This window comes from Corallococcus interemptor (genome assembly GCF_003668875.1).
In the GTDB taxonomy this organism is placed as follows: domain Bacteria; phylum Myxococcota; class Myxococcia; order Myxococcales; family Myxococcaceae; genus Corallococcus; species Corallococcus interemptor.
Genome location: NZ_RAWM01000055.1, coordinates 28771 through 50545 on the forward strand (window position 1 = coordinate 28771; position 21775 = coordinate 50545).

15 protein-coding genes and 1 pseudogene are annotated in these 21775 nt (G+C 69.7%); 5 read left to right on the top strand and 11 right to left on the bottom strand.

Annotated features, from left to right (window positions below; translation table 11 throughout):
- Positions 1–15 precede the first annotated feature (15 nt).
- A complete protein-coding gene (locus tag D7X96_RS20425) occupies positions 16–2298 on the top strand; it encodes a patatin-like phospholipase family protein (protein ID WP_120549333.1) in 2283 nt (760 codons plus the stop codon).
- 503 nt (positions 2299–2801) lie between these two features.
- On the top strand, positions 2802–3881 hold the full coding sequence (locus D7X96_RS20430) for a hypothetical protein (protein ID WP_121770506.1): 1080 nt from the start codon (positions 2802–2804) through the stop codon (positions 3879–3881).
- Between the two features lie 39 nt (positions 3882–3920).
- Here D7X96_RS20430 and D7X96_RS20435 read toward each other — a convergent pair whose 3' ends face one another.
- From D7X96_RS20435 to D7X96_RS20445, 3 genes are read right to left on the bottom strand one after another with little or no spacing between them, the layout of a single operon-like run.
- The gene (locus D7X96_RS20435) at positions 3921–4742 is read right to left on the bottom strand and encodes a GNAT family N-acetyltransferase (protein WP_244219666.1); all 822 of its coding nucleotides are present in this window, start codon (positions 4740–4742) and stop codon (positions 3921–3923) included.
- A gap of 54 nt (positions 4743–4796) precedes the next feature.
- Entirely contained in the window at positions 4797–5600 is an 804-nt protein-coding gene (locus D7X96_RS20440; RefSeq protein ID WP_147442783.1) for a DUF3472 domain-containing protein, read from the bottom strand.
- Between the two features lie 52 nt (positions 5601–5652).
- On the bottom strand, positions 5653–6921 hold the full coding sequence (locus tag D7X96_RS20445; RefSeq protein WP_121770508.1) for an O-antigen ligase family protein: 1269 nt from the start codon (positions 6919–6921) through the stop codon (positions 5653–5655).
- 182 nt (positions 6922–7103) lie between these two features.
- On the opposite strand from D7X96_RS20445, the gene D7X96_RS20450 reads away from it, so the two are divergent.
- From D7X96_RS20450 to D7X96_RS20460, 3 genes are all read left to right on the top strand, one after another.
- Positions 7104–8573: an MDR family MFS transporter gene (locus D7X96_RS20450; RefSeq protein ID WP_121770509.1), complete on the top strand. Its 1470-nt coding sequence runs from the start codon at positions 7104–7106 to the stop codon at positions 8571–8573.
- Between the two features lie 108 nt (positions 8574–8681).
- The gene (locus D7X96_RS20455; protein WP_121770510.1) at positions 8682–11042 is read left to right on the top strand and encodes a phosphoketolase family protein; all 2361 of its coding nucleotides are present in this window, start codon (positions 8682–8684) and stop codon (positions 11040–11042) included.
- The gene (locus tag D7X96_RS20460) at positions 11039–12214 is read left to right on the top strand and encodes an acetate/propionate family kinase (RefSeq protein ID WP_121722787.1); all 1176 of its coding nucleotides are present in this window, start codon (positions 11039–11041) and stop codon (positions 12212–12214) included. The genes D7X96_RS20455 and D7X96_RS20460 overlap by 4 nt, the downstream gene beginning before the upstream one ends.
- A gap of 6 nt (positions 12215–12220) precedes the next feature.
- Here D7X96_RS20460 and D7X96_RS20465 read toward each other — a convergent pair whose 3' ends face one another.
- From D7X96_RS20465 to D7X96_RS40025, 8 genes and pseudogenes are all read right to left on the bottom strand, one after another.
- Positions 12221–13339 (bottom strand): LptF/LptG family permease, encoded by a 1119-nt coding sequence (locus tag D7X96_RS20465; protein ID WP_120549340.1) that lies wholly within the window; start codon positions 13337–13339, stop codon positions 12221–12223.
- Entirely contained in the window at positions 13336–14448 is a 1113-nt protein-coding gene (locus D7X96_RS20470) for an LptF/LptG family permease (protein WP_120549341.1), read from the bottom strand. Before D7X96_RS20470 ends, D7X96_RS20465 begins: the two co-directional genes overlap by 4 nt.
- Entirely contained in the window at positions 14445–15704 is a 1260-nt protein-coding gene (gene purD / locus D7X96_RS20475; protein WP_120549342.1) for a phosphoribosylamine--glycine ligase, read from the bottom strand. The genes D7X96_RS20470 and purD overlap by 4 nt, the downstream gene beginning before the upstream one ends.
- A 1-nt stretch (position 15705) precedes the next feature.
- Positions 15706–18633, bottom strand: a complete 2928-nt coding sequence (locus tag D7X96_RS20480; RefSeq protein ID WP_121770511.1) for a zinc-ribbon domain-containing protein — start codon at positions 18631–18633, stop codon at positions 15706–15708.
- Positions 18634–18637: 4 nt separating this feature from the next.
- Positions 18638–20182 (bottom strand): bifunctional phosphoribosylaminoimidazolecarboxamide formyltransferase/IMP cyclohydrolase, encoded by a 1545-nt coding sequence (gene purH, locus D7X96_RS20485; RefSeq protein ID WP_121722775.1) that lies wholly within the window; start codon positions 20180–20182, stop codon positions 18638–18640.
- 107 nt (positions 20183–20289) lie between these two features.
- Positions 20290–20781: a sigma factor-like helix-turn-helix DNA-binding protein gene (locus D7X96_RS20490; protein ID WP_120549345.1), complete on the bottom strand. Its 492-nt coding sequence runs from the start codon at positions 20779–20781 to the stop codon at positions 20290–20292.
- Between the two features lie 57 nt (positions 20782–20838).
- Positions 20839–21363, bottom strand: coding sequence for a MerR family transcriptional regulator (locus D7X96_RS20495; protein WP_014397953.1), 525 nt, complete (start codon positions 21361–21363; stop codon positions 20839–20841).
- A 152-nt stretch (positions 21364–21515) separates the two neighbouring features.
- Positions 21516–21775 (bottom strand): annotated as a pseudogene (locus tag D7X96_RS40025) (serine/threonine protein kinase); the annotation flags it as partial.

Genomic DNA, 21775 nt, shown 5'->3' on the forward strand with positions numbered 1-21775 from the left:
AATGAGCCACATTCAATGATCAGCTCCGCGAAGTCATGCGTCGCCTGCGTACTGCTCCTGCTCACTTCGACCGCGAGCGCCCAGGCCCTCCCCTCTCTCCAATCCCCGGCGCCCAAGGCCGTGTCGCTGACCGTGAGCGGCGGTGTGTCCCTGGGGACATACGAAGCGGGGTTCCTGTACTACTCGGGGACATCGTCACAAGGAGAACGCGCCGTGGACCTGCGGCTCGTGACGGGGGCCTCCGCGGGAAGCCTCAATGCCTTGCTGGCGATCATGGCGACCTGTGGCGTGGATGCGTCCACGCCAGGCCAGTCGCTGTTCTGGGACATCTGGGTTCCCATCGGGTTCAACGACCTGTTCGTCCCAACCTCGACGACGGCGCTCGGCGTGTTCTCACGAGAGGCGCTGGAACGACGTGCCTCCCATATCGAACAGGCTTGGAATCAAGGCCTGGATCGCGCCTGCGACGTGGTGATCGGAGTTTCGACGACGCGCCTGTCGCCCCGTGCCCTTCAAGCGGCGAACGGACGGCTCGACCTGCCGCGACTCGAGGAGAAGTTCGCCATTCGCATCCAGGGGCGTGGCAAGGATCGGCCGCCTCGCGCGACCAACTACACCACGCGCGAGGGCCGGCGCCTGGAGCTGCTGCTGGAGACGGACGAACACGGTGAAATCCCCTTCGCGAACCTGCGCGAATTGCTGCTCGCGTCCATGTCCTTCCCCATTGCGTTTCCGCCCCAGCCGCTGCGGACCTGCGCGCCGAAGGCCTCCGCGAAGCCCGGGGAATGTCAGCCCTCCGAGGCGAAGCGAGATCTCTTCATCGATGGCGGCGTCTTCGACAACACGCCCCTGCGTCTGGCCGTGGGACTCGCGCGAGATGGCCTTCGCGAGACCGCGGATGGCAAGCTGGAATGGCGTCCGATTCCCCAGCCCGACACGCGCACGACGCCTCCCGGTATCGCGTTCGCCTTCATCGATCCGGACGCGACCGAGTACCCGGTTGCGCCCCCTGCCCAGGCGGATGCCAGTCCCACGTCCCTGCCCGCGACCCTCGCGGGGCTCCTGGCCACCTTCGTGGACACAGCGCGTTCGAAGGAGCTGGCCATGCTCCTGGAGGAAGAACCGGAGATCGCCAAACGCCTCACCCTACCCCGCCGACACTTCCCCGCTGCCGGTGCGCCCCTGTTCGCGTTCCTGGGCTTCTTTGAAAGAAGCTTCCGTGTCTTTGATTTCTACCTGGGCATGTATGACGCCCGCCGGATGATGGATGACGCGTTCCGGGAAGGACGGACGCCGTCGGAAGAGCCCCGCGCGGCGGCGATGGATGGCATTGGCGGATGGCAACCCTTCGCCTGCATGAGCGCCGTCTATGACGCACTCCCCAGCGCGGAGCAGGTGTGTCAGGGCGAAGCGCTGGCGGACTTCCGGGCGCTGTTGCAGATGTCCCTGGACCAGCTCTACGACGCGTGCAGCAGGCCCGAAGTGACGGCTCCCGCCGGTGCCTGGCGCAACACGCACTGCGACCGAGCCCTCGCGGGACAGCCGCCGCCCAGGGTCCCCGGCCTCCAGCCTGGCGAATGGCCGGAATGGAAGCAGCGCAAGGACGAGTCGGAGCTGTCGTACTCGATGCGGCTGCTGGGGGCGTATGGCTTCGGCTTCCAGGACCTGGGCGTGCCGAAGGGCCGAGGCGACCTCGCCGTCCTGCGCATCCGCCATGCGCTGGGGGACGCCGCCCACCGGCTCGCGGCGGCTCAGCCCGCTGCCGACAAGCCGACGGTCCGCTTCGCCAGCAAGCTCGCGGTGGACAGCATCAGCTATGAGCCCCAGCGCCTTTCGCTGCACATCACGATGGGGCCCACGACGAGCGAGGTGGGCTTGAGCGTCGGAGCCTCCGCGATGCCGCTGTCGTCCGGGCTCCGGTTCGCGGGTGCGCTCGGGTTCCGGGGCCTCGCGGACGTCTTCTCCTCGGGCAGCAGCGGCGATCCGTTTGGCGTGGCGCTGACGGGGGGGCTCGAGTTCCAGCCCCGCTCAGAGCAGACCTTCCTCTCACAAAGCCGTCTGGCCCTTCGCGCCGGATGGTTGTTCAGCGCGAAGGACCAATACGGCACGATCAGCTGCCCGACGAGCGGCGCCAGCCATGTGACCGCCTGCTCACGGCCGGTGGTCCAGGGGCTCGTGGGCATCACCTTCCTGGAGTTCCTCCGCGCCCAGCTGGTCGGCGAGTGGTACCCGAGCACGGAGGGCCGGAAGACGCTCTGGTCCATGGCCCCAGGCATCGGCTTGGAATTGGGGCTCTAATGCGAATCATCACGCACTGCATCTATCGTTGCCGTTACTCCATCCTCTCATCAGGGGGTTCCAACCCTGGCGGGCAGTGACAGAAATAGCCGCCCGCGTCCTCCCAGCGATCCTCACAAGGGCTGTAACACAGAGGCAGCAGACGCCGTTCTCCCTTGTACAGCCTGTCTGGATGGCGGACCGCATCAGGGCCCATTCTCCTTGAGCTCACGCATCCCAGCGGTTGCCACAGCAAGGCAAGCGCCCCCGCGCCAAGCACCGCGGCACAGACTCGAATGGGACGTGATGGAGAGGCGCGCATTGGGCGTGCGGACTGGCGCTCCGGGAGGACATTCATGATGGTCAGTGGAACTCCTATACTTTCTTGATGGAAATTTCCGAATGCCGTCCATGCGAGGAGTTGAGTCCGAGCGGATGGAAATGACCGTTCCTTCGCGATTCGAGCGAAGATGCCGTGGAGCCTCCCCGCGATCCGGGACACGGGCGGAAAGTCACCTACAGTCATGATCTCCATTCGCTCCGTCGCTCTCTCCTGTGTGGTCGTGCTCGGCTTCTTTGCCGCGTGTAGTGACGATTCCCCCGACCCGGGCGGGACACCCGACGCGTCCGTGGAGATGTGCACCACCGAGGGCACCACGCAGTGCGGCGACACCTGTGTGACCACCGCGACCGACCCGGCGCACTGCGGAGGGTGCGACCAGGCCTGCACGGCCACCGAGGCCTGTGAGGCCGGTGCCTGCGTCGCGGTCTGTCGGATTGCCGGCCAGCAGGTCGAGTCTGGGGCGTTGAACGCGGCGAACGCATGCGAGCAGTGCCGGCCCGAGCTGTACGCGACCGAGTGGACGCCACTCGTGGACGGGACGGCGTGCGGGACGGGACAGGTTTGCTCGACCGGCGCGTGCAGCTCGAAGTGCTTCATCGGCGGCACGCTCCATGACGAGGGCACGCCGAACCCGGCGAATGCCTGTGAGGTGTGCGCGCCAGCGACGTCAACGACGACGTGGTCTCCGCGCGAGAGCATTCCGCTGCTGGTCGGCGGCACCGACATCGCGGCGCAGGGCTGGACGGCGTACACGCAGGCGCCGAGCACGCTTACGTATGGTCAGGATTACGTGCGCCTCGCGACGTCGACGAACAGCGGTGGCCGAACGAGTGGTCAGTTGCTCATCGCGCGACCGAACTCCGTTGACGGAACGCAGCCGTTCAAGCTTCGCGTGACGATGCAGGTCGAGTCTGTGAACACCCACAATCAGCTCGACAGCGGCGCGGCCATCCTGGGGACCTTCGCTCCTCCGGCTGGCAACTCAACGGATCGCTCGCAGATGATCTACCTGGACAGCGCGGCGATTGGCTGGGGGGATGACACCCAGTCCTCGGCGTTCGCCGTGACCGATGGCGCGTACCACGTCTACGAACTGGCGGTGAACACCGACAAGGTGGCGACGGTAAGCGTTGACGGTGTCGCGAAGCTCACGCGGAACAACTTCACGACGAACGGCACCATCGCCATCGGCGACCAGACCAACGATCCGAACGTCGACGGTGCTGTGCGGATCAAATTGGTCGAGAAGCTCTGCCAATAAGGCGCTCCTCTGTCCCCATTCATGAGAATGGGGACAGAGTCACGTGTGGGCCATGATCGGGAACCGGTGGGCCTCTGGTGAGAGCCGGAGGTCCCGCACGAACAGGTCGGCCTCCGTGTCCTCACCGGCCTCCACCGCACCGGGCCAGTAACGCTCCGGGGTGAACCCGAAGCGGATGGCCCGGATGGGTCGGTCGATCAACCGGGGGAGCCAGGCTCGCAGGTCGAAGGGCTCCCGGGCGAAGACGTCGTCCAGGTAGAGCGTGTCTCCCTCGACTCCCGCGAACACCCAGGCCTCCGAGCCCAGCTGCCGCAACGGTCGCGCGAAGCCATTGGCCACGGGCCAACTCGCCGCCGTTGCGTAGCCACGCGCGCCGAAGCGCTCCGTTGACGGGAGCCCCTCGCGGGAGAGCGCGACAAGTCCGGCGCGCACTTCCGCGTCATCCAATGAGAGCGTGGGCGCGGGTGGACCTTCCGGCACCGCATCGTACGCGGCGGCGAACAACGTCTGCCTTTGCGGCTGGAACCCGAAGCGCGGGTAGAACTGGCGCACGGTCGGGTTGGCGAAGAGCAGCACGGGTGCGTCCCCGCATGCGTCCAACGCGGCGCTCATCACCACCCGTGACAGGCCCCGCCCACGATGCGATGGAACACAGCCCACGGCGCCCAGCTGGTAGGCCGTCACCTCTTGCCCCTCCAACACCAGGCGCATCCGCATCACGGAGGCATTGGCTACCACGCGTCCGGCCTCCATCAGCGCGAACGCGTGGTAGTCGTCATTCCACTGTCCCCAGGCACACCAACGACGGAAGTCCGCCCGGCGGAACACCTGGGGTACGTAGTCACAGAGCAGCTGCTGCAAGTCCCTGTCTTGTGCTCCGATCCGGGTGACCATCGTTCGGCTCCGTGCGTGCGCTCACCAACCGTTGTAATGCCTCATCCACTCGCCGTACACGCTGATGTCCGACGCGCACGGCCCCTGCCCAGTCGTGTTGTAGGGCGGCGGCGCGGTGAGCGTCCCGGCGTTCCCCTTCGGCGGGCCGAAGTAGACCGTGGACGATGTGAGCTGGGTGCAGTTGTCCGTGCCGGGGCCGTACCACTCCACCCAGTTGATGATGGAGCCGCTCAGCCAGTTGCGCCCCCACGGCACGCGGATCCGTCCCACCACCGTCTCCGTCTGCGTGCTGTCGTTGATGATGACGCCCAGCCACCACTCGCCTTCCGCGTCCGCTCCGTTCTGCCAGACACGGACGCGGTAGTACTGCCCGGCCACCCAGTTGAAGGGCACCATGGTCTGGTACCCCACCCCTTCGTGCGAGAACGGCTGACAGATGGCGCCAGCGACGTTCGAGCACGTCGCGCCATTGGCTCCCCAGATGGAGAACACCGCGCGTTTGCCATTGGGGTCCGTCTGGATGCCGATGTAGCCCGCTTCGCCGCCCGTCTGGAAGGCGAACTGCGCCGAGTAGAAATACCAGGGCGCGACGTGGGTCGCGTCCGCGGCCGGGTCGTTCGACGGGAAGATGGTCAGGTCGAAGTTGTAGAGGCCCTGCGCCGGCACGTTCGGCACGGTCCAATAGGAATACGTCTGGTTCACCTTCACCAAGGGCTGCGAAGTGGTCGCCAGCGTCTCGGGTTGCGTGGACTGGGACTCAGCCCCTCCACAGGCAAGGAAGGAACCCAGACAGAAAGGAGTCAGCACCTGAAGGAATCGGGTCATGGCGCCGCTCTCTCGCCAGTTCACTCGCCTCCGTCAAGCCGTTCCTTTCCAACTACGCAGGCTTTACCGGTTCATGACTGTACACGCAAAGCCCCAGTCCCCAGATGAACATGAACGACAGGTGCACGCTGGGGTGGAACGGCAGGTAGTGCACCAGGGCCAGGACGTGGAAGCCCACGAAGGACAGCAGGGCTCCCGTGGCTGGAATCGACCCCGCCCGATGCCTTCGCACCAGTGCCCTCGCCAGCAGGAAGTGCATCGTCGCCAGCAGCACCAGGCCCACGAGCCCTGTCTCCGCCCACGCCGTCAGCCAGAGGTTGTGTGAGTCCGTGGCCAGAAGGTCCGTGATGCCCGTCTCCGCCTGCGTCGCCAGGGCCGCGGGTTTGTGATTGCCGAAGCCCACACCGACCAACGGATGCTCGCGCACCAGGCGCCAACCCACGGACATCGCCAGTGAGCGCTCCCCGCTGCCGAAGAGGTTGTCCACCGCCTTGCCGAACCGCTCCCTCCACGCGGGCGTCAGCAACACCACGGCCACCAGCGCCACCGCCACGCCCAGCCCGGCCTTGCGCGGCGTCCCCCGCAGCAACAGCAGCAGCGCCAGCACGCACACGCCCAGCGCCGCTCCCAGCGCTGCGCGCGCGAACGCGCCGTAGATGGACAGCAGCAGCCCCAGCACCATCACCCCGGCCAGCACCCTCCGCCGCGTTTCTTTCGACCGTCCAATCACCGCCAGCGCGGGCCCCAATACGGCAATGGCCCCGTGCGCGAACCTCAGCCGGTGGAAGAAGAAGCCTCCGGCCGCGTACCTCGGGTTCTCCTCCGTCCCGAAGTTCTCGTGCAGGCGCGCCAGGTTCAGCTTCGTGAACTTCGGCGGCTCCCAGGGCCAGGGCACCCGGTGCTGGAAGAAGCCCAGCGCCGCCGCCAGGAGCCAGCCTCCCGCGATGAGGCTTCCCAGCAACAGCCACGGCACTCCCAGCGTCCCGATGCACGCGACCGCGGCTCCCGCCACCGTGTCCAGCGCCTGACCGTACCTCGCGCCCCTTGGCCACTTCGTCGCGGCTCCCGTCATCAGCGCCACCGCCGGAGACACCAGCTGCCAGATACTCAGGGCGACGCTCGCCAGCACGAACGCCCTCACGTCCTTCTCCAGCTTCAGCCGCTTCGTCGCCGCCAGCGCCAGGGCCAGCGCCGTGGCCAGGATGGCTCCGGCCTGGAGCACCGCCTCCGCCAGCACCAGCCCCACCGCGTAGAGGGCCAACACCGCGGCGACCGCCGTCCTCCAGCGCCCTGCTTCGACCGTCTTCGTATCCGTGAGCATGCCGTGCGCCTCGGACTCGCGAGGCCGCTGGACCCTATCCCACCTCGTGTGTCTCCGCCCTTCCGGACTGGACGTGGAATCCCGGGGCGATGGCGCCCATGCCACTTTTCACGCGCTTGACGTTGGCGGTCCGGACGGGCACGCGTTACCCAGGGTCCTTTCCCGCCGGGCCCTCTTCCGACATGCGCACCACCCATCGACCGTTCACCACCCTGGCTCTGGCGCTGTCCCTCTTCGTGGCCGCGCTGGAGATGACCGTCGTCTCCACCGCCATGCCCACGGTGGTCAGCGACCTGGGCGGCATCCAGCACTACGCGTGGGTCTTCACCGCGTACATGCTGTCCTCCACCATCACCGTCCCCATCTACGGGAAGCTCGCCGACCTCTACGGCCGCAAGCCCATCATCCTCTTCGGCTCCGCCCTGTTCCTGCTGTCGTCCCTGGCGTGCGGGTTCTCCACGTCCATGAACATGCTGATCGCCTTCCGCGTCCTCCAGGGCCTGGGCGCCGGCGCGATGCAGCCCATCGCGATCACCATCATCGGGGACATCTACACGCTGGAGCAGCGCGGGAAGGTCCAGGGTGCCTTCAGCGCCGTGTGGGGCATCGCCGGGCTCGCGGGCCCGCTCACCGGTGGCCTCATCGTGAAGTACCTCACGTGGCACTGGATCTTCTTCATCAACATCCCCATCGGCATCGCGTCCATGGTGCTGCTCGTCATGTTCTTCCACGAGCAGCTCCAGCCCAAGGCTCGCGCGCGGCTCGACTACGCGGGCGCGGCGCTGCTGTCCTCGGGCGTCGTGGCGCTGCTGTTCGGGGTGCAGGGTTCGGGCACGACGCTGCTCGCCCTGCCCCTGGCCGCCCTGCTCCTCACCGCGTTCGTGTTCGTGGAGCTCCGCGCCGCAGAGCCCATCATCCCGATGAGCATCTTCAAGATCCCCACCATCGCCATCTCCAACGTGGCCGGCGCCCTCTTCTCCGCCGCCCAGTTCGGCGCGACCACCTACGTGCCGCTGTACGTGCAGGGCGTGCTCGGCGGCTCGGCCACCATGGCGGGCGGGATGATCACCCCGATGATCGTCGGCTGGCCCCTGGCGAGCCTCATCGGAGGCAAGCTGATGGTGCGCACGGGCTTCCGTCCGCTCATCGTCGGCGGGCTGGGACTCGCGTCCATCGGCACCGTGCTGATGGCGCTGCTGCTCAAGCCGGGCGCTTCCATGCTCGTGCCGCGGATCGCCATGGGGCTGTTCGGCATTGGCCTGGGCTTCGCCGCCATGGCCACGATGGTCGCCGTCCAGACGACCGTGGGCTGGGAGCTGCGGGGCGTGGCCACCGCGAGCAGCATGTTCTTCCGCACCATCGGCGGGTCGCTGGGCGTGGGCGTCATGGGCGGCGTGCTGGTGTCGCAGCTCATGAAGGACCCGAACGTCCCCGTCAGCGCCGCCACGGAGCTGCTGGGCCCCGAGCACGGACGCGGCCTGGCCCCCGCCATCCTGGAGACGCTGGGCAGCGCCCTGAACACGGGCCTGTCCATCAACTTCTGGATCATGTGCGCGGCGATGATCGCCGCGTTCACGGCGGGACTGTTCTTCCCCAAGGTGAAGCGCGGCGGCACGCCGGTGAACATGTCCGACGTGCCCGCCTCCCACTGAGGCCGTGTCATGCGTCCGTCATTGCGCGGCGGAATCACGTTGCACCGCGCGTGAAGTCTGGAGTCCCATCTCCCGGGGTTGCACGGCCTTCACCTCGGGAGATGAAAGATGGCGGGTCCGCTGAGTGACGAGGAGCTGGGGAAGATCGACGCCTACTGGCGCGCGGCGAACTACCTGTCCATCGGGCAGATCTACCTCAAGGACAACCCGCTCCTGGAGCGGCCCCTCACCCGCGAGGACATCAAGCCGCGCCTGCTGGGGCACTTCGGCACCACGCCCGGCCTCAACTTCATCTACGTCCACCTGAACCGCATCATCCGGAACCACCGGGCCAACATGATGTATCTCATTGGCCCCGGGCACGGCGCGCCCGGCATCATCGCCAACACGTTCCTCGAAGGCTCCTACACGGAGCTGTATCCCAACATCGAGCGCAACCGCGACGGCATGAAGCGCCTGTTCCGCCAGTTCTCCTGGCCCTACGGCGTCCCCAGCCACGACGCGCCGGAGGTCCCCGGCTCCATCAGCGAGGGTGGCGAGCTGGGCTACGCGCTCCTCCACGCCTACGGCGCCGTGCTGGACAACCCGGACCTCATCGTCCCCTGCGTCGTCGGCGACGGCGAGGCGGAGACGGGCGCGCTCGCCGCGAGCTGGCACTCCAACAAGTTCATCAACCCCATCAGCGACGGCGCCGTCCTGCCCATCCTGCACCTCAACGGGTACAAGATCGCCAACCCCACGGTGCTCGCGCGCATCGACCATGACGAGCTGGAGGCCCTCTTCAAGGGCTACGGCTACACGCCCTACTTCCTGGAGGGCGACGACCCGAAGGACATGCACCAGCGGATGGCGGCGGTGCTCGACACGCTCTACGCCGAGATCCAGCGCATCCAGCGCCACGCCCGTGAGAACAACGACCCCACCCGCCCGCGCTGGCCCATGCTCGTGCTGCGCACCCCCAAGGGGTGGACCGGCCCGAAGGTGGTGGACGGCAAGCCGGTGGAGGGCACCTGGCGCGCGCACCAGGTCCCGCTGGAGGAGGTGCGTGACAACCCCGAGCACCTGAAGATCCTCGAGGCGTGGCTCCACAGCTACCGCCCCCGCGAGCTGTTCGACGAGAACGGCACCTTCCGCGAGGAGCTGGCGGACATCGCGCCCAAGGGCCGGCTGCGCATGGGCGTCAACGTGCACTCGAACGGTGGCCAGCTACTGGTGCCGCTCGTGCTGCCGGGCTTCCGTGACTACGCGGTGGACCCGGGCGTCCCCGGCTCCAAGCAGGTCAGCGCCACCAAGGTGCTGGGCGGCTACCTGCGGGACGTGATGCGCCACAACCTGGCGGCGAAGAACTTCCGCATGTTCGCCCCGGATGAGAACGCGTCCAACCGGCTCCAGGACGTGTACGCCGTCAGCGGCAAGAGCTGGGACGCGAAGCAGCTGTCGACGGACGAGAACCTCTCCGTCGACGGCCGCGTGATGGAGGTCCTGAGCGAGCACCTCTGCCAGGGCTGGCTGGAGGGCTACCTGCTCACCGGACGCCACGGCTTCTTCTCCTGCTACGAAGCGTTCATCCACATCATCGATTCGATGTTCAACCAGCACGCCAAGTGGATAAAGAGCGCGAAGGAGCTTCCGTGGCGCAAGCCCATCGCGTCGCTGAACTACCTGCTCAGCTCGCACGTGTGGCGGCAGGACCACAACGGGTTCTCCCACCAGGACCCGGGCTTCATCGACCACGTGGCCAACAAGAAGGCGGACACGGTGCGCATCTACCTGCCGCCGGACGCGAACACGCTCCTGTCGGTGGCGGACCACTGTCTGCGCTCGAAGAACTACGTGAACCTCATCATCGCGGGGAAGCAGCTGTCGCCCGTGTGGCTGGACATGGCAAGCGCCGTGCGCCACTGCTCGGCGGGCATTGGCGCGTGGGACTGGGCGGGCAATGACGACGGTGACCCGGACGTGGTGATGGCCTGCGCGGGTGACGTGCCCACCATGGAGACGCTGGCCGCGGTGACGCTGCTGCGCGAGTGGGCCCCGGAGCTCAAGGTGCGCGTGGTCAACGTGGTGGACGTCTTCACGCTCGCGCCCGTGCACGTCCATCCGCACGGCCTCAACGAAGAAGACTTCAACCGCCTGTTCACCACGGACAAGCCCGTGGTGTTCGCGTTCCACGGCTACCCGACGCTGGTGCACAAGCTCACGTACAACCGGGCGAATCACGCCAACATCCACGTGCACGGGTACAAGGAAGAGGGCACCACGACGACGCCGTTCGACATGACGGTGCTCAACGACATGGACCGCTTCACCCTGGCGCTTGACGCCATCCGGCACTCGAAGGCCGCGCGGCACCGGCTGGACGACGCGGAGCAGCGCTTCTCCGAGGTGAGGCAGCGGCACAAGCTCTACGTGTCGGAGCACGGTGAGGACATGCCGGAGGTGGCCCACTGGAAATGGAGCGCGCGATGAGCGACCCGGGCACGGTGCTGGTCATCAACAGCGGCTCGTCGTCGCTGAAGTTCGGCCTCTACGTCGAACAGGGTGGCCAGGAGGCGGTCCGGTTCAAGGGCAGCGCGACCCACATTGGCGCGGAGCAGGGCCGGCTGGTCGTGAAGGACGGCGCGGGGAAGCAGGTGCGCGCCCTGGACGTGCGGCATCCGTCGCAGGAGGACGCCCTCCAGGAGGCCGTGCGGCACCTGAAGGAGCTGGGCGCGGAGCCACCCCAGGCCATCGGGCACCGGGTGGTGCATGGCGGCCCCCACCTGCGCCAGCACCAGGCGCTGACGCCGGAGGTGATGAAGGCCCTGGAGGAGGCGACGCACTTCGCGCCGCTGCACATCCCCTCCGCGCTCCGGCTCATCCGGGCCACGCAGCGGCAGCTCCCGGATGTGCCCCAGTTCGTCTGCTTCGACACGGCCTTCCACGCGACGCTGCCAGAGGTCGCGTCGACGTTCCCCCTGCCCCGCTCCGTGCGCGAGCAGGGCGTGCAGCGGTACGGCTTCCATGGCCTGTCGTACGAGTCCATCGTGGCAAGGCTCGCGCCCCACATCCCCGAGCGCACCGTGGTGGCGCACCTGGGCAATGGCGCGAGCCTCGTGGCGCTCGAACGTGGACGCTCCGTGGATACCTCCATGGGCTTCACGCCCACCGGCGGCATTCCCAGCGGCACCCGCACGGGCGACCTGGATCCGGGCGTGCTGCTGTTCCTGATGCGCACGGGCGGTCTGGACGCGGATGCGCTGGAGACGCTGGTGAACAAGGACTCCGGGCTGCGCGGCCTGTCGGACGGTACCAGCGACATGCAGGCCCTCACGCGCGACGCGGCGGCGGGCAACGCGGCGGCGGCACTGGCGGTGGATGTCTTCACGCGCGGCATCGCGAAGACGGTGGGTGCCTACGCGGCGGTGCTCGGCGGGCTGGACCTGCTCGTCTTCACCGGCGGCATCGGGGAGAACAGCGCGCAGGTCCGCGAGGGCGTGTGCGCGAGGCTGGGCCACCTGGGCGTCCGCGTGGACCCGCAGCGGAACGAGGCCAACGCGCAGGTCATCACCACCGATGCATCACCCTGCCCGGTGCGCGTGCTGCCCAGCGATGAGGAGGTTCAGCTCGCCCGTCACACGCGCCGGCTGCTTCGCGGTTGAACGGGTCTACGCCTGCCGCGTGACGCTTCGGCGCGGCAGGTGCAGCAATCCTTCGCGGCGCAGCCACAGGGCCGCCGCCACCAGGGTCAGCAGCGTCGTGGGCATCCAGGCCGCCACCGCGGGCGCCAGCCGCTCGGTGAGCACCAGCGTGCGGGACACCACCATCAGGCCCCACATCGCCACGGCGATGAGCAATCCCTCCACCACCGCCGCCGTCAGGTGTCCCCTTCGGTTCGTGCGCAGCGCCAGGCCCACCGCGAGGAGCGCCGCGGGCAGCCCCGCCAGCGGGTACGCGAAGCGGTTGTGCCACGCGAGCTGGAAGGCCTTCGTCGCGAGCCCCACCTCTTCTCGCGCAACAATCTGCTCGCCCAGCTCGCCCAGGCGCATCTGCTCCGGACGGCCCGGCCGGATGCGGAACGTCGTCGCGCCCACGCCCAGCTCGTACTCCGCCGTGGGCCGCTGCGTCACCGACGTGCGCCCGTCCTCCGTGAACGTGCGCTCCACCACGTCCGTCAGCTCCCAGCGCGTGCCCTCCAACGAGCGCATCCGCCCCGCGTCCACCCGGCGCCGCAGCTTGAACTCCGGCGTCAGCGTGAAGATGGAGACGTTCTCGAAGCCCTCCTGCGGGTTGCCACCTCGCAGGAAGAAGATGGCGTCGCCCCGCCGGAACCACTGCTTCGGCGTGTAATACATCCGCCAGTCGCCCCAGCGGTTGAAGCGCTGCGTGGTGATTTCATCCACGCGCCGGCCCGCTCGCGCGGCCACCGTTTCGTCGAAGGCCACCAGCCCCACGCACGCCACCAGCGCGCACACGGCCACCGGCAGGTACAGCGCCGCCGGCCCGAAGGTGAGCGCCCGCAGCGCCGTGACCTCGCCCTTCTTGCGCAGCGCGGACACCGTGGTGCCCGCCGCCAGCAGCAGCGCCGCCGGCCCCAGCTGCTGCACCGTCACCAGCGCCTTGTAGCCGTAGAGCTTGAGCACATCGAGCACCCAGCCCTCACCGCCGTAGGCCTTCGCGCGGTCCACGAAGTCCACCACCAGGAACACCGCCACCACGCCCGCCAGGATGCCCAGCGTGTAGCGCACGTACAGGAGCACCACGTACCGGAACAGGGTGCCCTTCATCGCACCGTCCCCGAACGCGTCACCCGGTACAGCGCGAACGCCCCCACCGCCATGAAGAGCACGTTCGCCAGCTGCCCCGCGAGCAGCACCGGCAGCTGCCCCTTCTGGCCCATCTGCTCGAAGGCGCGGCTCAGCAGGTAGTAGAGGACGTAGCCGCCCAGCGTCAGCAGGTAGCCCCACGCGCGGCCCGCCTGCCTGCGGCCAATGGCCAGCGGCGTGCCCAGCAGCGCGAACGCCACCGGCGCCACCGCGTTGCCCAGCCGGCTGTGCAGCGCCATCAGGAAGGGGCGAGGGTCCTCCCGGCGCTCCTCCGCGTCCTTCGCCGCCGCCACCAGCTCCACCGGCGTCAGCTCCTCCTTCGGCGAGCGGAACCGGTTGCGCCTCGACAGCGACCCGCCCAGCCCCACGTTGATCTCCGCCTTCTCGAAGGCGACGACGCTCGCGTCCACCGAGGAGCGGTTGGCGCGGTGCACCTCGCCTTCCCTCAGTTCAATCCGCAGCGCCTCGCCCCGCTCGGACGTGCCCACGCTGCCCTTGTGCGCCAGCACCAACAGGGGCGAGCTGGGGTCTCGGTCGTCGTGCAGCAGCACGTTCGTCCACCCGCCGCCCTTGGGCGCCACCTTCTGCGCGTACAGCGTCAGGTCGCTCAGGTCCTCGTAGAAGACGCCGGACTTCACGTCGCCCGCGACGTTCTTCTGGATGACCTCGCCCACCAGGTCCTTCACGCCCGTGAGCCCCCACGGCTCCACCGTGGACGTGAGCAGCACCATGAACGCGCTCAGCGCGAGCCCCACGCCCAGCGGCGCGGCCAGGAGTTGCAGCGGGCTGATGCCCAGCGCCTGCAGCGACGTGAGCTCCCGGTCCTCGCCCAGCCGCCCCAGCCCCAGGAGGATGGCCAGGAGGAACGCGATGGGCAGCGCCATCACCAGGAAGTGCGGCGCCAGGTACGCGATGAGCCGGCCCAGATCGCCCAGCGTCACCGCCGAGCCCAGGAGCACGTCCGTGCCGCGCAGGAACTGCATCACGAACAGCAGCAGGAACATGAACGCCACCCAGACACCCAGGGGGACGAGCAGCTCCTTGAGCAGATAGCGCGCCAGCAGCTTCACGACCGCGCCCGCAGCCCCCGCGCGCCAATGTCCCGGCGGAAGTGCTTGCCCTCGAAGCGCACGGCGTCCGCCGCCGCCAGGGCCCGCTCACGCGCCGTGGCCAGCGTGTCGCCGCGCGCGCACACCGTCAGCACCCGGCCTCCCGCCGTCACCAGCGCGCCGTCCTGCTTCGCCACGCCCGCCAGGAACACGGGCGCGTTCGGCGCCACCGCGTCCAGTCCTTCGATGCGCGCGCCCTTCTTCGGCGCGTCCGGATAGCCCTCCGCCGCCAGCACCACGCCCACCGACGCGCCCGGGAACTGCTTCAGCGGCCTGGGCTCCAGCGTCCCCTTCGCGCACGCCTCCATCAGCGGCAGCAGGTCCTCGTCCACCTGCATCATCAGGACCTGCGTCTCCGGGTCCCCGAAGCGCGCGTTGAACTCCAGCACCTTGGGGCCGGACGCCGTGAGCATCAGCCCCGCGTACAGCACCCCGCGCAGCGGCGTGCCGCGCTTCTTGAGCACCGCCAGCGTGGGCGCGATGACCTGCTCGCCCACCTTCGCCAGCTGCTCCGGCGTGAGGAACGGCGCCGGGCAGTACGCGCCCATGCCGCCGGTGTTGGGGCCCGTGTCGCCCTCACCCACGCGCTTGTGGTCCTGCGACAGCGGCAGCAGCACGTAGCGCTCGCCGTCGCACAGGGCCATCAGGGACACCTCTTCGCCCTCCAGCAGCTCCTCCAGCACCATCTGCTGGCCCGCCTGCCCCATCTGGGCCACGGCGCGCACCGCGTCGCGCGCGGCCTTCGCGTCCGGCGCGACGATGACGCCCTTGCCCGCGGCCAGGCCGTCCGCCTTCACCACGATGCGGCCCTGGGCGACGGCGTACGCTTCGGCTTCCGCCGCGTCGGTGAAGACGCGGAAGGCCGCGGTGGGCACGCCGGCCTCCGCCATGACCTCCTTGGCGAACGCCTTGGAGCCCTCGATGCGCGCGGCCGCGGCGACGGGGCCGAAGCACGGGATGTCCACCTGCGCCAGCGCGTCCGCGACGCCCGCGACCAGCGGCGCCTCCGGGCCCACCACCACCAGGTCCACGCGCTCGCGGCGCGCCAGCGACACCACCGCCTCCGGCGAATCCGCCTGAAGCGGCACGTTGGTGCCCCAGCGCGCCGTGCCCGGATTGCCCGGGCCGACCAGGAGCCGCGACAGACGAGGACTCTGGGCCAGCTTCCACGCGAGCGCGTGCTCACGGCCGCCCGACCCCAGCAACAGGACCTTCACGTCAACCTCGCTCGTCGAGTTTGAAGAGCAGCTTCTTCGCCGGGAAGTAGGACGGGTCCAACCCCACCACCTTCTCCAGCACCGCGCGCGCCTCCTTCGGCTTCGACGTCACCAGCAGCTCCGCCAGCTTCGTCTGCGCGGACAGCATCTTCGGCGCCACGTCCAACGCGGACTGCAACGTGCGCATGGCCCCCGCCACGTCCCTGCCCGCGGCCTGCGCGAGCCCCAGCGACAGGCGCGCCACCGGCAGCCCCCGCTCCAGGCCCACCGCGCGCTGCGCGAGGCTGAGCGCTTGCGGCCCATTCGTGTCCAGCGCGATGAGCGCCCGGTACGCCTGCGCGGCGCCGCTGTTCGCGTTCACGTCCACCACGGACTGCAGCAGCCGCTCCGCGGTCGGATGGTCCCCCTGGTGGAAGCGCACCAGGGCCTCGTACAGCAGGGGCTGCACGTCCTCCGGACGGTCGCCCAGGGACTTCACCACGTTCTCCACGCCCACCAGCGTGTCGCCCGGCCGCAGCCAGAAGCGCGTCAGCGCGGGCCGGGGCGCCAGCCGCAGCGGATCCCACTCGCGCGCCTCCAGCACCGGGTAGAACAGGCGGAAGGCCTCGTCGCGCTTCTTCGCGCTCGCCGCCGCCACGCCCTCCAGGAGCTTCGCGTCCAGGCGGCGGTCGTCCAGCCGCACCGCCTGCTGGAAGCGCTCCTGCGCGCCGCCCGCGTCGCCCTCCAGGAGGAGCATCCGCCCCTCCAGCACCTTCTCCAGCGCCGCGTCCTCCAGCCGGCCCTGGAAGCCCTTCAGGTGCTCGCGGGCCACGGCCGCGTCCTTCTGCGCCAGCGCCACCAGGAACCACTGCAGGTGGGCCTCCGGCAGCGCGGGCACCGCCTTCAGCGCCTGCGTCGCCGCCTCCACCGCGCCGGCGTCGTTGCCCGCCGTGCGCTCCGCCGCGGCCAGGTGGCTGTACATCTCCGACGCGTCGCGCGGACCGTAGCGGGACGCGTTCTTCGTCAGGGCCCTCAGGGAGCGCACGGCCTCGCGCGCGTTGCCCTCCGCCTGGTAGCGCAGCACCGCCAGCGCCAGGGTGGCGCGCACGTCGCCCGCCTTCGCCTTCAGCCGGTCCTCGTACAGCTTGCGCGCGCGGCCGGTCTCCCCCACCTCGACGTAGATGCGGGCGGCGGCCTCCAGGCTGTTCCAGTCCTGGGGGTCCAGCCGCATGCGCTGGTTGAGCTGCTTCAGCGCCTGGCCGTACTGGCCGGCCTGCTCGTGCGCGAGCGCGCTGTAGTAGTCCACGCGCTTGAGGCCGGGCGCCAGCTTGCGGGCGGCGTCGAACTCCTGGTTCGCCAGCTCGCGCGACGTGGCCACCTGCGCGCGCCCCAGCACCAGGTGCGCCTCCGCCTTGTAGGCGTCCGCGGCGCCCGGCTGGGACAGCACCTCCGTCGCCAGCCGTGACGCCTCCTCCAGGTTGCCGGGCTGGCGCGAGCGCGCCAGCAGCAGGTTCGCGTGCGCGACGAGCAGCGCGGGCGTCTCTCCGTCGGTGCGCTGCGCGGCCTGGAGGAGCTCGCGCGCCTCCTGGAAGGAGTTGTCGTCCATGCCCGGACCGCGCCCGAGCGCCAGCGCCTGCACGTACCCGGCGATGGCGTCCGTGCTGCGCGGGTCCAGCAGGAGCGCCTGCTGGAAGGACTCCTCGGCCTCCGTGTACGCGATGCGCTGGTCCAGCCCGAGCTGCTTCTGGCCGGCAGCCAGGTGCTCCGCGCTGGTGCCCTCCAGCTCCAGGAACTGGAGCTTCCAGCGGCCCACCGCGGCCAGGACCTCCGGAGGCACCGGGGCCGGAGCGGCGGGCTTCGCCTCCCGCAGGCGCTGCTCCTCCTGGGGCTTGTGCACGAGGAAGTAGTAGCCCGCACCGCCGGCCCCGAGGACCGCCAGCGCCAGCAGGCCCACGACTCCCGCCCGGCTGCCACCACCGCTTCCGCCACGCTGCGCGCTGCGGACCGGCGCGGCCGTGATGTGCGACGTGCGCGCGGGCTTCACCGAGCTCACGCGCGAGTCCGGCGACAGCGCCGCGCCCCCGTCCGTCCGGAACTCTTCACCGGACGCGCTGGGGTCCAGCCCGCTCATCACCGGCAGCTCCACCGAGCCGCCGCCGGACGCGGGCGCCGCCACCTCCGGCGCCACCATCACGGTGGACTCGCGGGGGAACGCGGCCTCGCGCTGCTTGCAGTCCTCGCAGATGCCCATCGCCTGATCGAAGGCGTCCGCCAGGGCCTTGCCGCACGAGCGGCAATGGGTGTGCACCTCCGGCTTCGGGAGGACCTGCGCGGGGGGCCGGGCGGACATGCGGCCCAGCGACACCGCTCCGGCGGGAGCCGGGGAGGCCTTCGCGGACGGCGGCGCGGCTTCCGGCTCCAGGCCTCCGGGCGGCGGGCCCAGGAAGTCGAGCAGTGGATCCGCCGCGGCGGACGCGGGCGTCGATGGAGCTGAGGGAGCTGAGGGAACCGCGGGAGCGGCCACCCCGGGCGCGTCCGGCACCGGCGGGCCGGGCTTCGCGGCGGGCGCGGCCCTGGGCGCGGGCTTCGGCGCGGCCCTGGGCTCGGACGCGGGAGGCGCGGATGACGGGCCCAGGTCCGCGAACGGGTCCACGCTCCCGGGCGGGCCCAGCTCCGGCATCTCGCCGAAGTCCCCGAAGAGGTCCGACTTCGAAGCCGCCTTCGCGGGGGCGGGCGCGGCGGCCGGATTGCTCCGGGGCTCACGCGCGACCGGCGGCGCGGGTGTGGGCACGGCCCCTTCAGGGGGAGCCGTCACGGACGCGGCGGACGCCTCCCGCTTCACGAGCTGGAGGTGACGGCAGCGGGGACACTGCGCGCGGACGCCCTTGGGCGTGATCAACCGATCGTCGATCGCGTAGGCCGCCGCGCATTTCTGGCAGACGATGCGCATGAAGTTAGTGGCGGAAGTGTCGCACTCCCGTCACCACCATGGCCATCCCATGTTCGTCCGCGGCGGCGATCACCTCCGCGTCCCGGACGGAACCGCCCGGCTGGATGACCGCCGTCGCCCCCGCCCGGGCCGCCTCGTCCAGCCCGTCCCGGAAGGGGAAGAAGGCATCCGAGGCCACGGCGCTGCCCTTGAGGGCCTCGCCACCTCGCGTCATGGCGATGCGCACGGAGTCCACCCGGTTCGTCTGCCCGCCGCCCTGGGCCAGGAGCTGGGAGGGCGCCGCGAAGACGATGGCGTTGCTCTTCACGTGCTTGCACACCTTCCAGGCGAAGCGCAGGGCCCGCTCCTCCTCCGGCGTGGGGGCGCGCTTGGAGACCACCTTCCACTCCAGGGGCGGCTCCACCGCGTCGCGGTCCATCAGCAGCATGCCGCCGGACACGCTGCGCGCGTCCACCTGGGGCCGGGGCGCCGCCGCGGGGGACGCCAGCGCGGGGCCCGCCTCCAAAAGGCGCAGGTTCTTCTTGCCCGCCAGCACCTGGAGCGCCGCCGCCGAGTACGACGGCGCGATGACCGCCTCCAGGAACGTCTCCGCCATGGCCCTCGCCGTGGCCTCGTCCACCTCGCGGTTGAAGGCGACGATGCCGCCAAAGGCGCTCACCTCGTCCACCGCGCGGGCGGTGCGGTAGGCCTTCTCCAGCGCGTCATCCACCGCCACGCCGCACGGGGTGTTGTGCTTGATGACCACCGCGCAGGGCTTCTCCGGGAACTCCAGGACGAGCCCCAGGGCCGCGTCCAGGTCCAGGATGTTGTTGTACGAGAGCTCCTTGCCCTGGAGCACCTTGGCGAAGGCGACGGACGGCTCCTTCGGGGCGGCGTATTCCTTGTAGAAGGCGCCGCGCTGGTGCGGGTTCTCCCCGTAGCGCAGCCCCTGCACCTTGCGGAACGCGAGCGACAGCTCCTCCGGAAAGGGCTCCTGGGCCTCGCCGGACAGCCACCCGGAGATGGACGCGTCGTAGGCCGCCGTGTGCGCGAACGCCTTGCGCATCAGCCGGCGCCGCGTCTCCAGGCCCACGCCCTTCTGGCCCTCAATCTCCGCGAGCACCGGCGCGTAGTCGTCCGGGTCCACCACGATGGCCACGTGCTGGAAGTTCTTCGCGGACGCGCGGACCATCGCCGGCCCGCCGATGTCGATGTTCTCGATGACGTCGTCCTCGCCCGCGCCGGACGCCACCGTCTGGCGGAACGGGTAGAGGTTCACCACCACCAGCGAGATGGGCTCGATGTGGTTGGCCGCCATCTCCGCCTTGTCGCTGTCCAGGTTGGGCCGGCCGAGGATGCCGCCGTGGATGCGGGGGTGGAGCGTCTTCACGCGGCCGCCGAGGATTTCGGGGCTCTGCGTGTGCTCGGAGACCTGGGTGGCGGGGATGCCCGCGGCCTTCAGGGCCTCCAGGGTGCCGCCCGTGGAGAGCAGCCGGTAACCCAGCCGCACCAGGCCCTGGGCAAAGGGGACCAGACCGCGCTTGTCGGAAACGCTCAGGAGAGCCAGCACGTGTGCGCCTCGCTATGGGTGGGGTGGCGCGGGTCCTAGCAACCACCCCCTGGGGTGTCAACGCAACACGTCACCCCAGGCCCGGAAGCGGAACAGTGCGCTGCCCTCTAGGGCTTGCGAGCGGACACGGGAGGCTCGGCCTCCGTGGCCTCGCGCAGCTTCATCAGGCCGCGCGTCTCCACCTGGCGGATGCGCTCGCGGGTGAGGTTCATGATCTCCCCCACCTCTTCCAGGGTAATTCCACCCTTCTCCGCCACGTCCAGGGCGCAGGTGTGCTCCAGCTCCGTGATTTCCTTGTCCGGGAAGTTGAGCTTGATGGAGCCCGTCTCCGGGTTCACGTCCAGATAGAGGTTGTGCTTGCAGGACACGAAGAGGCACGGGCGCGGGCCGTTGATGCAGTCCGCGCGGGTGCGCGGGCGCTGCTCGTCCACGAGCTTGAGCGTCTCCGTCTCCTCGGGGTCCAGCTGGCCGGCCAGCCTGCGCCGCCGCAGGTCGCGCGCCATCTCCTTGCGCGACATCGTCTTGGAGCGCCGGCGTTCCGCGGGCTGCTCCTCCTCATTCCCCTCCCCGCCCTCTTGCAGCTGCTTCACTTCCGACATGTGTCGTCCTCCAGATGCGTGGAGTCTACCCGGTTCAACAGGACCCTGGGGGGCATCCTATTGTGGCCGGAGCGTTTCGTCTTCACGCGCCGTGACGGCGCTGCCCAACCGGGCGACATCGCGGACCAGATCCTGCGCCCGTTGCCTGAGCGTTGCCAACTGGGCTTCGAGTGACCTCCTGCGTTCTCCTCCCAGGGGCCGTCCTCCCAGCTCCTCCTGGAACCCGTCCAGCACCTCCGACAGGTCCCTCTGGAGCTGGTCGATGTGGTTGCGGTGGAACACGAAGGAGCGGCGGATGTCCTCCAGGGTGTGTCCTTCGGCCATCATCTTCTTGATGACGTTGATGCGCCGCACCGCTTCCACCGGGTAGAGCCCCAGGCTGCCCTGGTGCTTCCCCTTGCGGCCCACGCGGCGGCTGCGGGGAAGCAGCCCGGCCTGGACGTACTTCCGGAACGTCGCCTCCGAGAGCCTCACGCCCCGGGGCCGGAAGATTTCCAGGATCGCGTTCGCGGGCAGGCCGCCCGCGTTCTCTCGCTCGATTCGCTCAAGTTCCTCGGGCGCGAGCAGGTCCATCGATTCCATTGAATAGAGGCTACTGAATGGATGGCATAGGTGCCAGATTCGCGCGTCACTCGTCAAGGAGGACGAGCAGGCGTGCAGGCGGACGTCGGCCGGCCGACGCTCAGCGCCGGCGGCCGGGGGCTTCAGGGGATGCAGGGGCTACCGGGGGGGCGTCAGCGGCCGCGAGGCGCGCGGAACTCCTGCGTCACGGTCTCGTTGGCGGGGACGACGACGGTGTACGTCTTCTTGCCAGACGGGTGATGGAACGACAGGGTGTAGGTGCCGGCCGGGACCTTGTAGGTCGCGCGGCCCTGCACGTCCCCCAGCCGCTTCTCGCCCAGGAAGACGGTGGCGTAGGGGTTGGCCTTCACCTGCAGCGTGCCCATGGCCTTCGCCGGGTCCTCGGTGGGCGGAGCCGTGGCGGGGTCCGCCC

What these genes read in the sequence shown, in the direction of transcription:
- D7X96_RS20440 (WP_147442783.1), bottom strand. Translation starts at nt 5,600, where the DNA reads ATGACCCGATTCCTTCAGGTGCTGACTCCTTTCTGTCTGGGTTCCTTC.
- D7X96_RS20450 (WP_121770509.1), top strand. Translation starts at nt 7,104, where the DNA reads ATGCGCACCACCCATCGACCGTTCACCACCCTGGCTCTGGCGCTGTCC.
- D7X96_RS20425 (WP_120549333.1), top strand. Translation starts at nt 16, where the DNA reads ATGATCAGCTCCGCGAAGTCATGCGTCGCCTGCGTACTGCTCCTGCTC.
- D7X96_RS20445 (WP_121770508.1), bottom strand. Translation starts at nt 6,921, where the DNA reads ATGCTCACGGATACGAAGACGGTCGAAGCAGGGCGCTGGAGGACGGCG.
- D7X96_RS20460 (WP_121722787.1), top strand. Translation starts at nt 11,039, where the DNA reads ATGAGCGACCCGGGCACGGTGCTGGTCATCAACAGCGGCTCGTCGTCG.
- D7X96_RS20480 (WP_121770511.1), bottom strand. Translation starts at nt 18,633, where the DNA reads ATGCGCATCGTCTGCCAGAAATGCGCGGCGGCCTACGCGATCGACGAT.
- D7X96_RS20495 (WP_014397953.1), bottom strand. Translation starts at nt 21,363, where the DNA reads ATGGAATCGATGGACCTGCTCGCGCCCGAGGAACTTGAGCGAATCGAG.
- D7X96_RS20430 (WP_121770506.1), top strand. Translation starts at nt 2,802, where the DNA reads ATGATCTCCATTCGCTCCGTCGCTCTCTCCTGTGTGGTCGTGCTCGGC.
- D7X96_RS20490 (WP_120549345.1), bottom strand. Translation starts at nt 20,781, where the DNA reads ATGTCGGAAGTGAAGCAGCTGCAAGAGGGCGGGGAGGGGAATGAGGAG.
- D7X96_RS20465 (WP_120549340.1), bottom strand. Translation starts at nt 13,339, where the DNA reads ATGAAGGGCACCCTGTTCCGGTACGTGGTGCTCCTGTACGTGCGCTAC.
- D7X96_RS20455 (WP_121770510.1), top strand. Translation starts at nt 8,682, where the DNA reads ATGGCGGGTCCGCTGAGTGACGAGGAGCTGGGGAAGATCGACGCCTAC.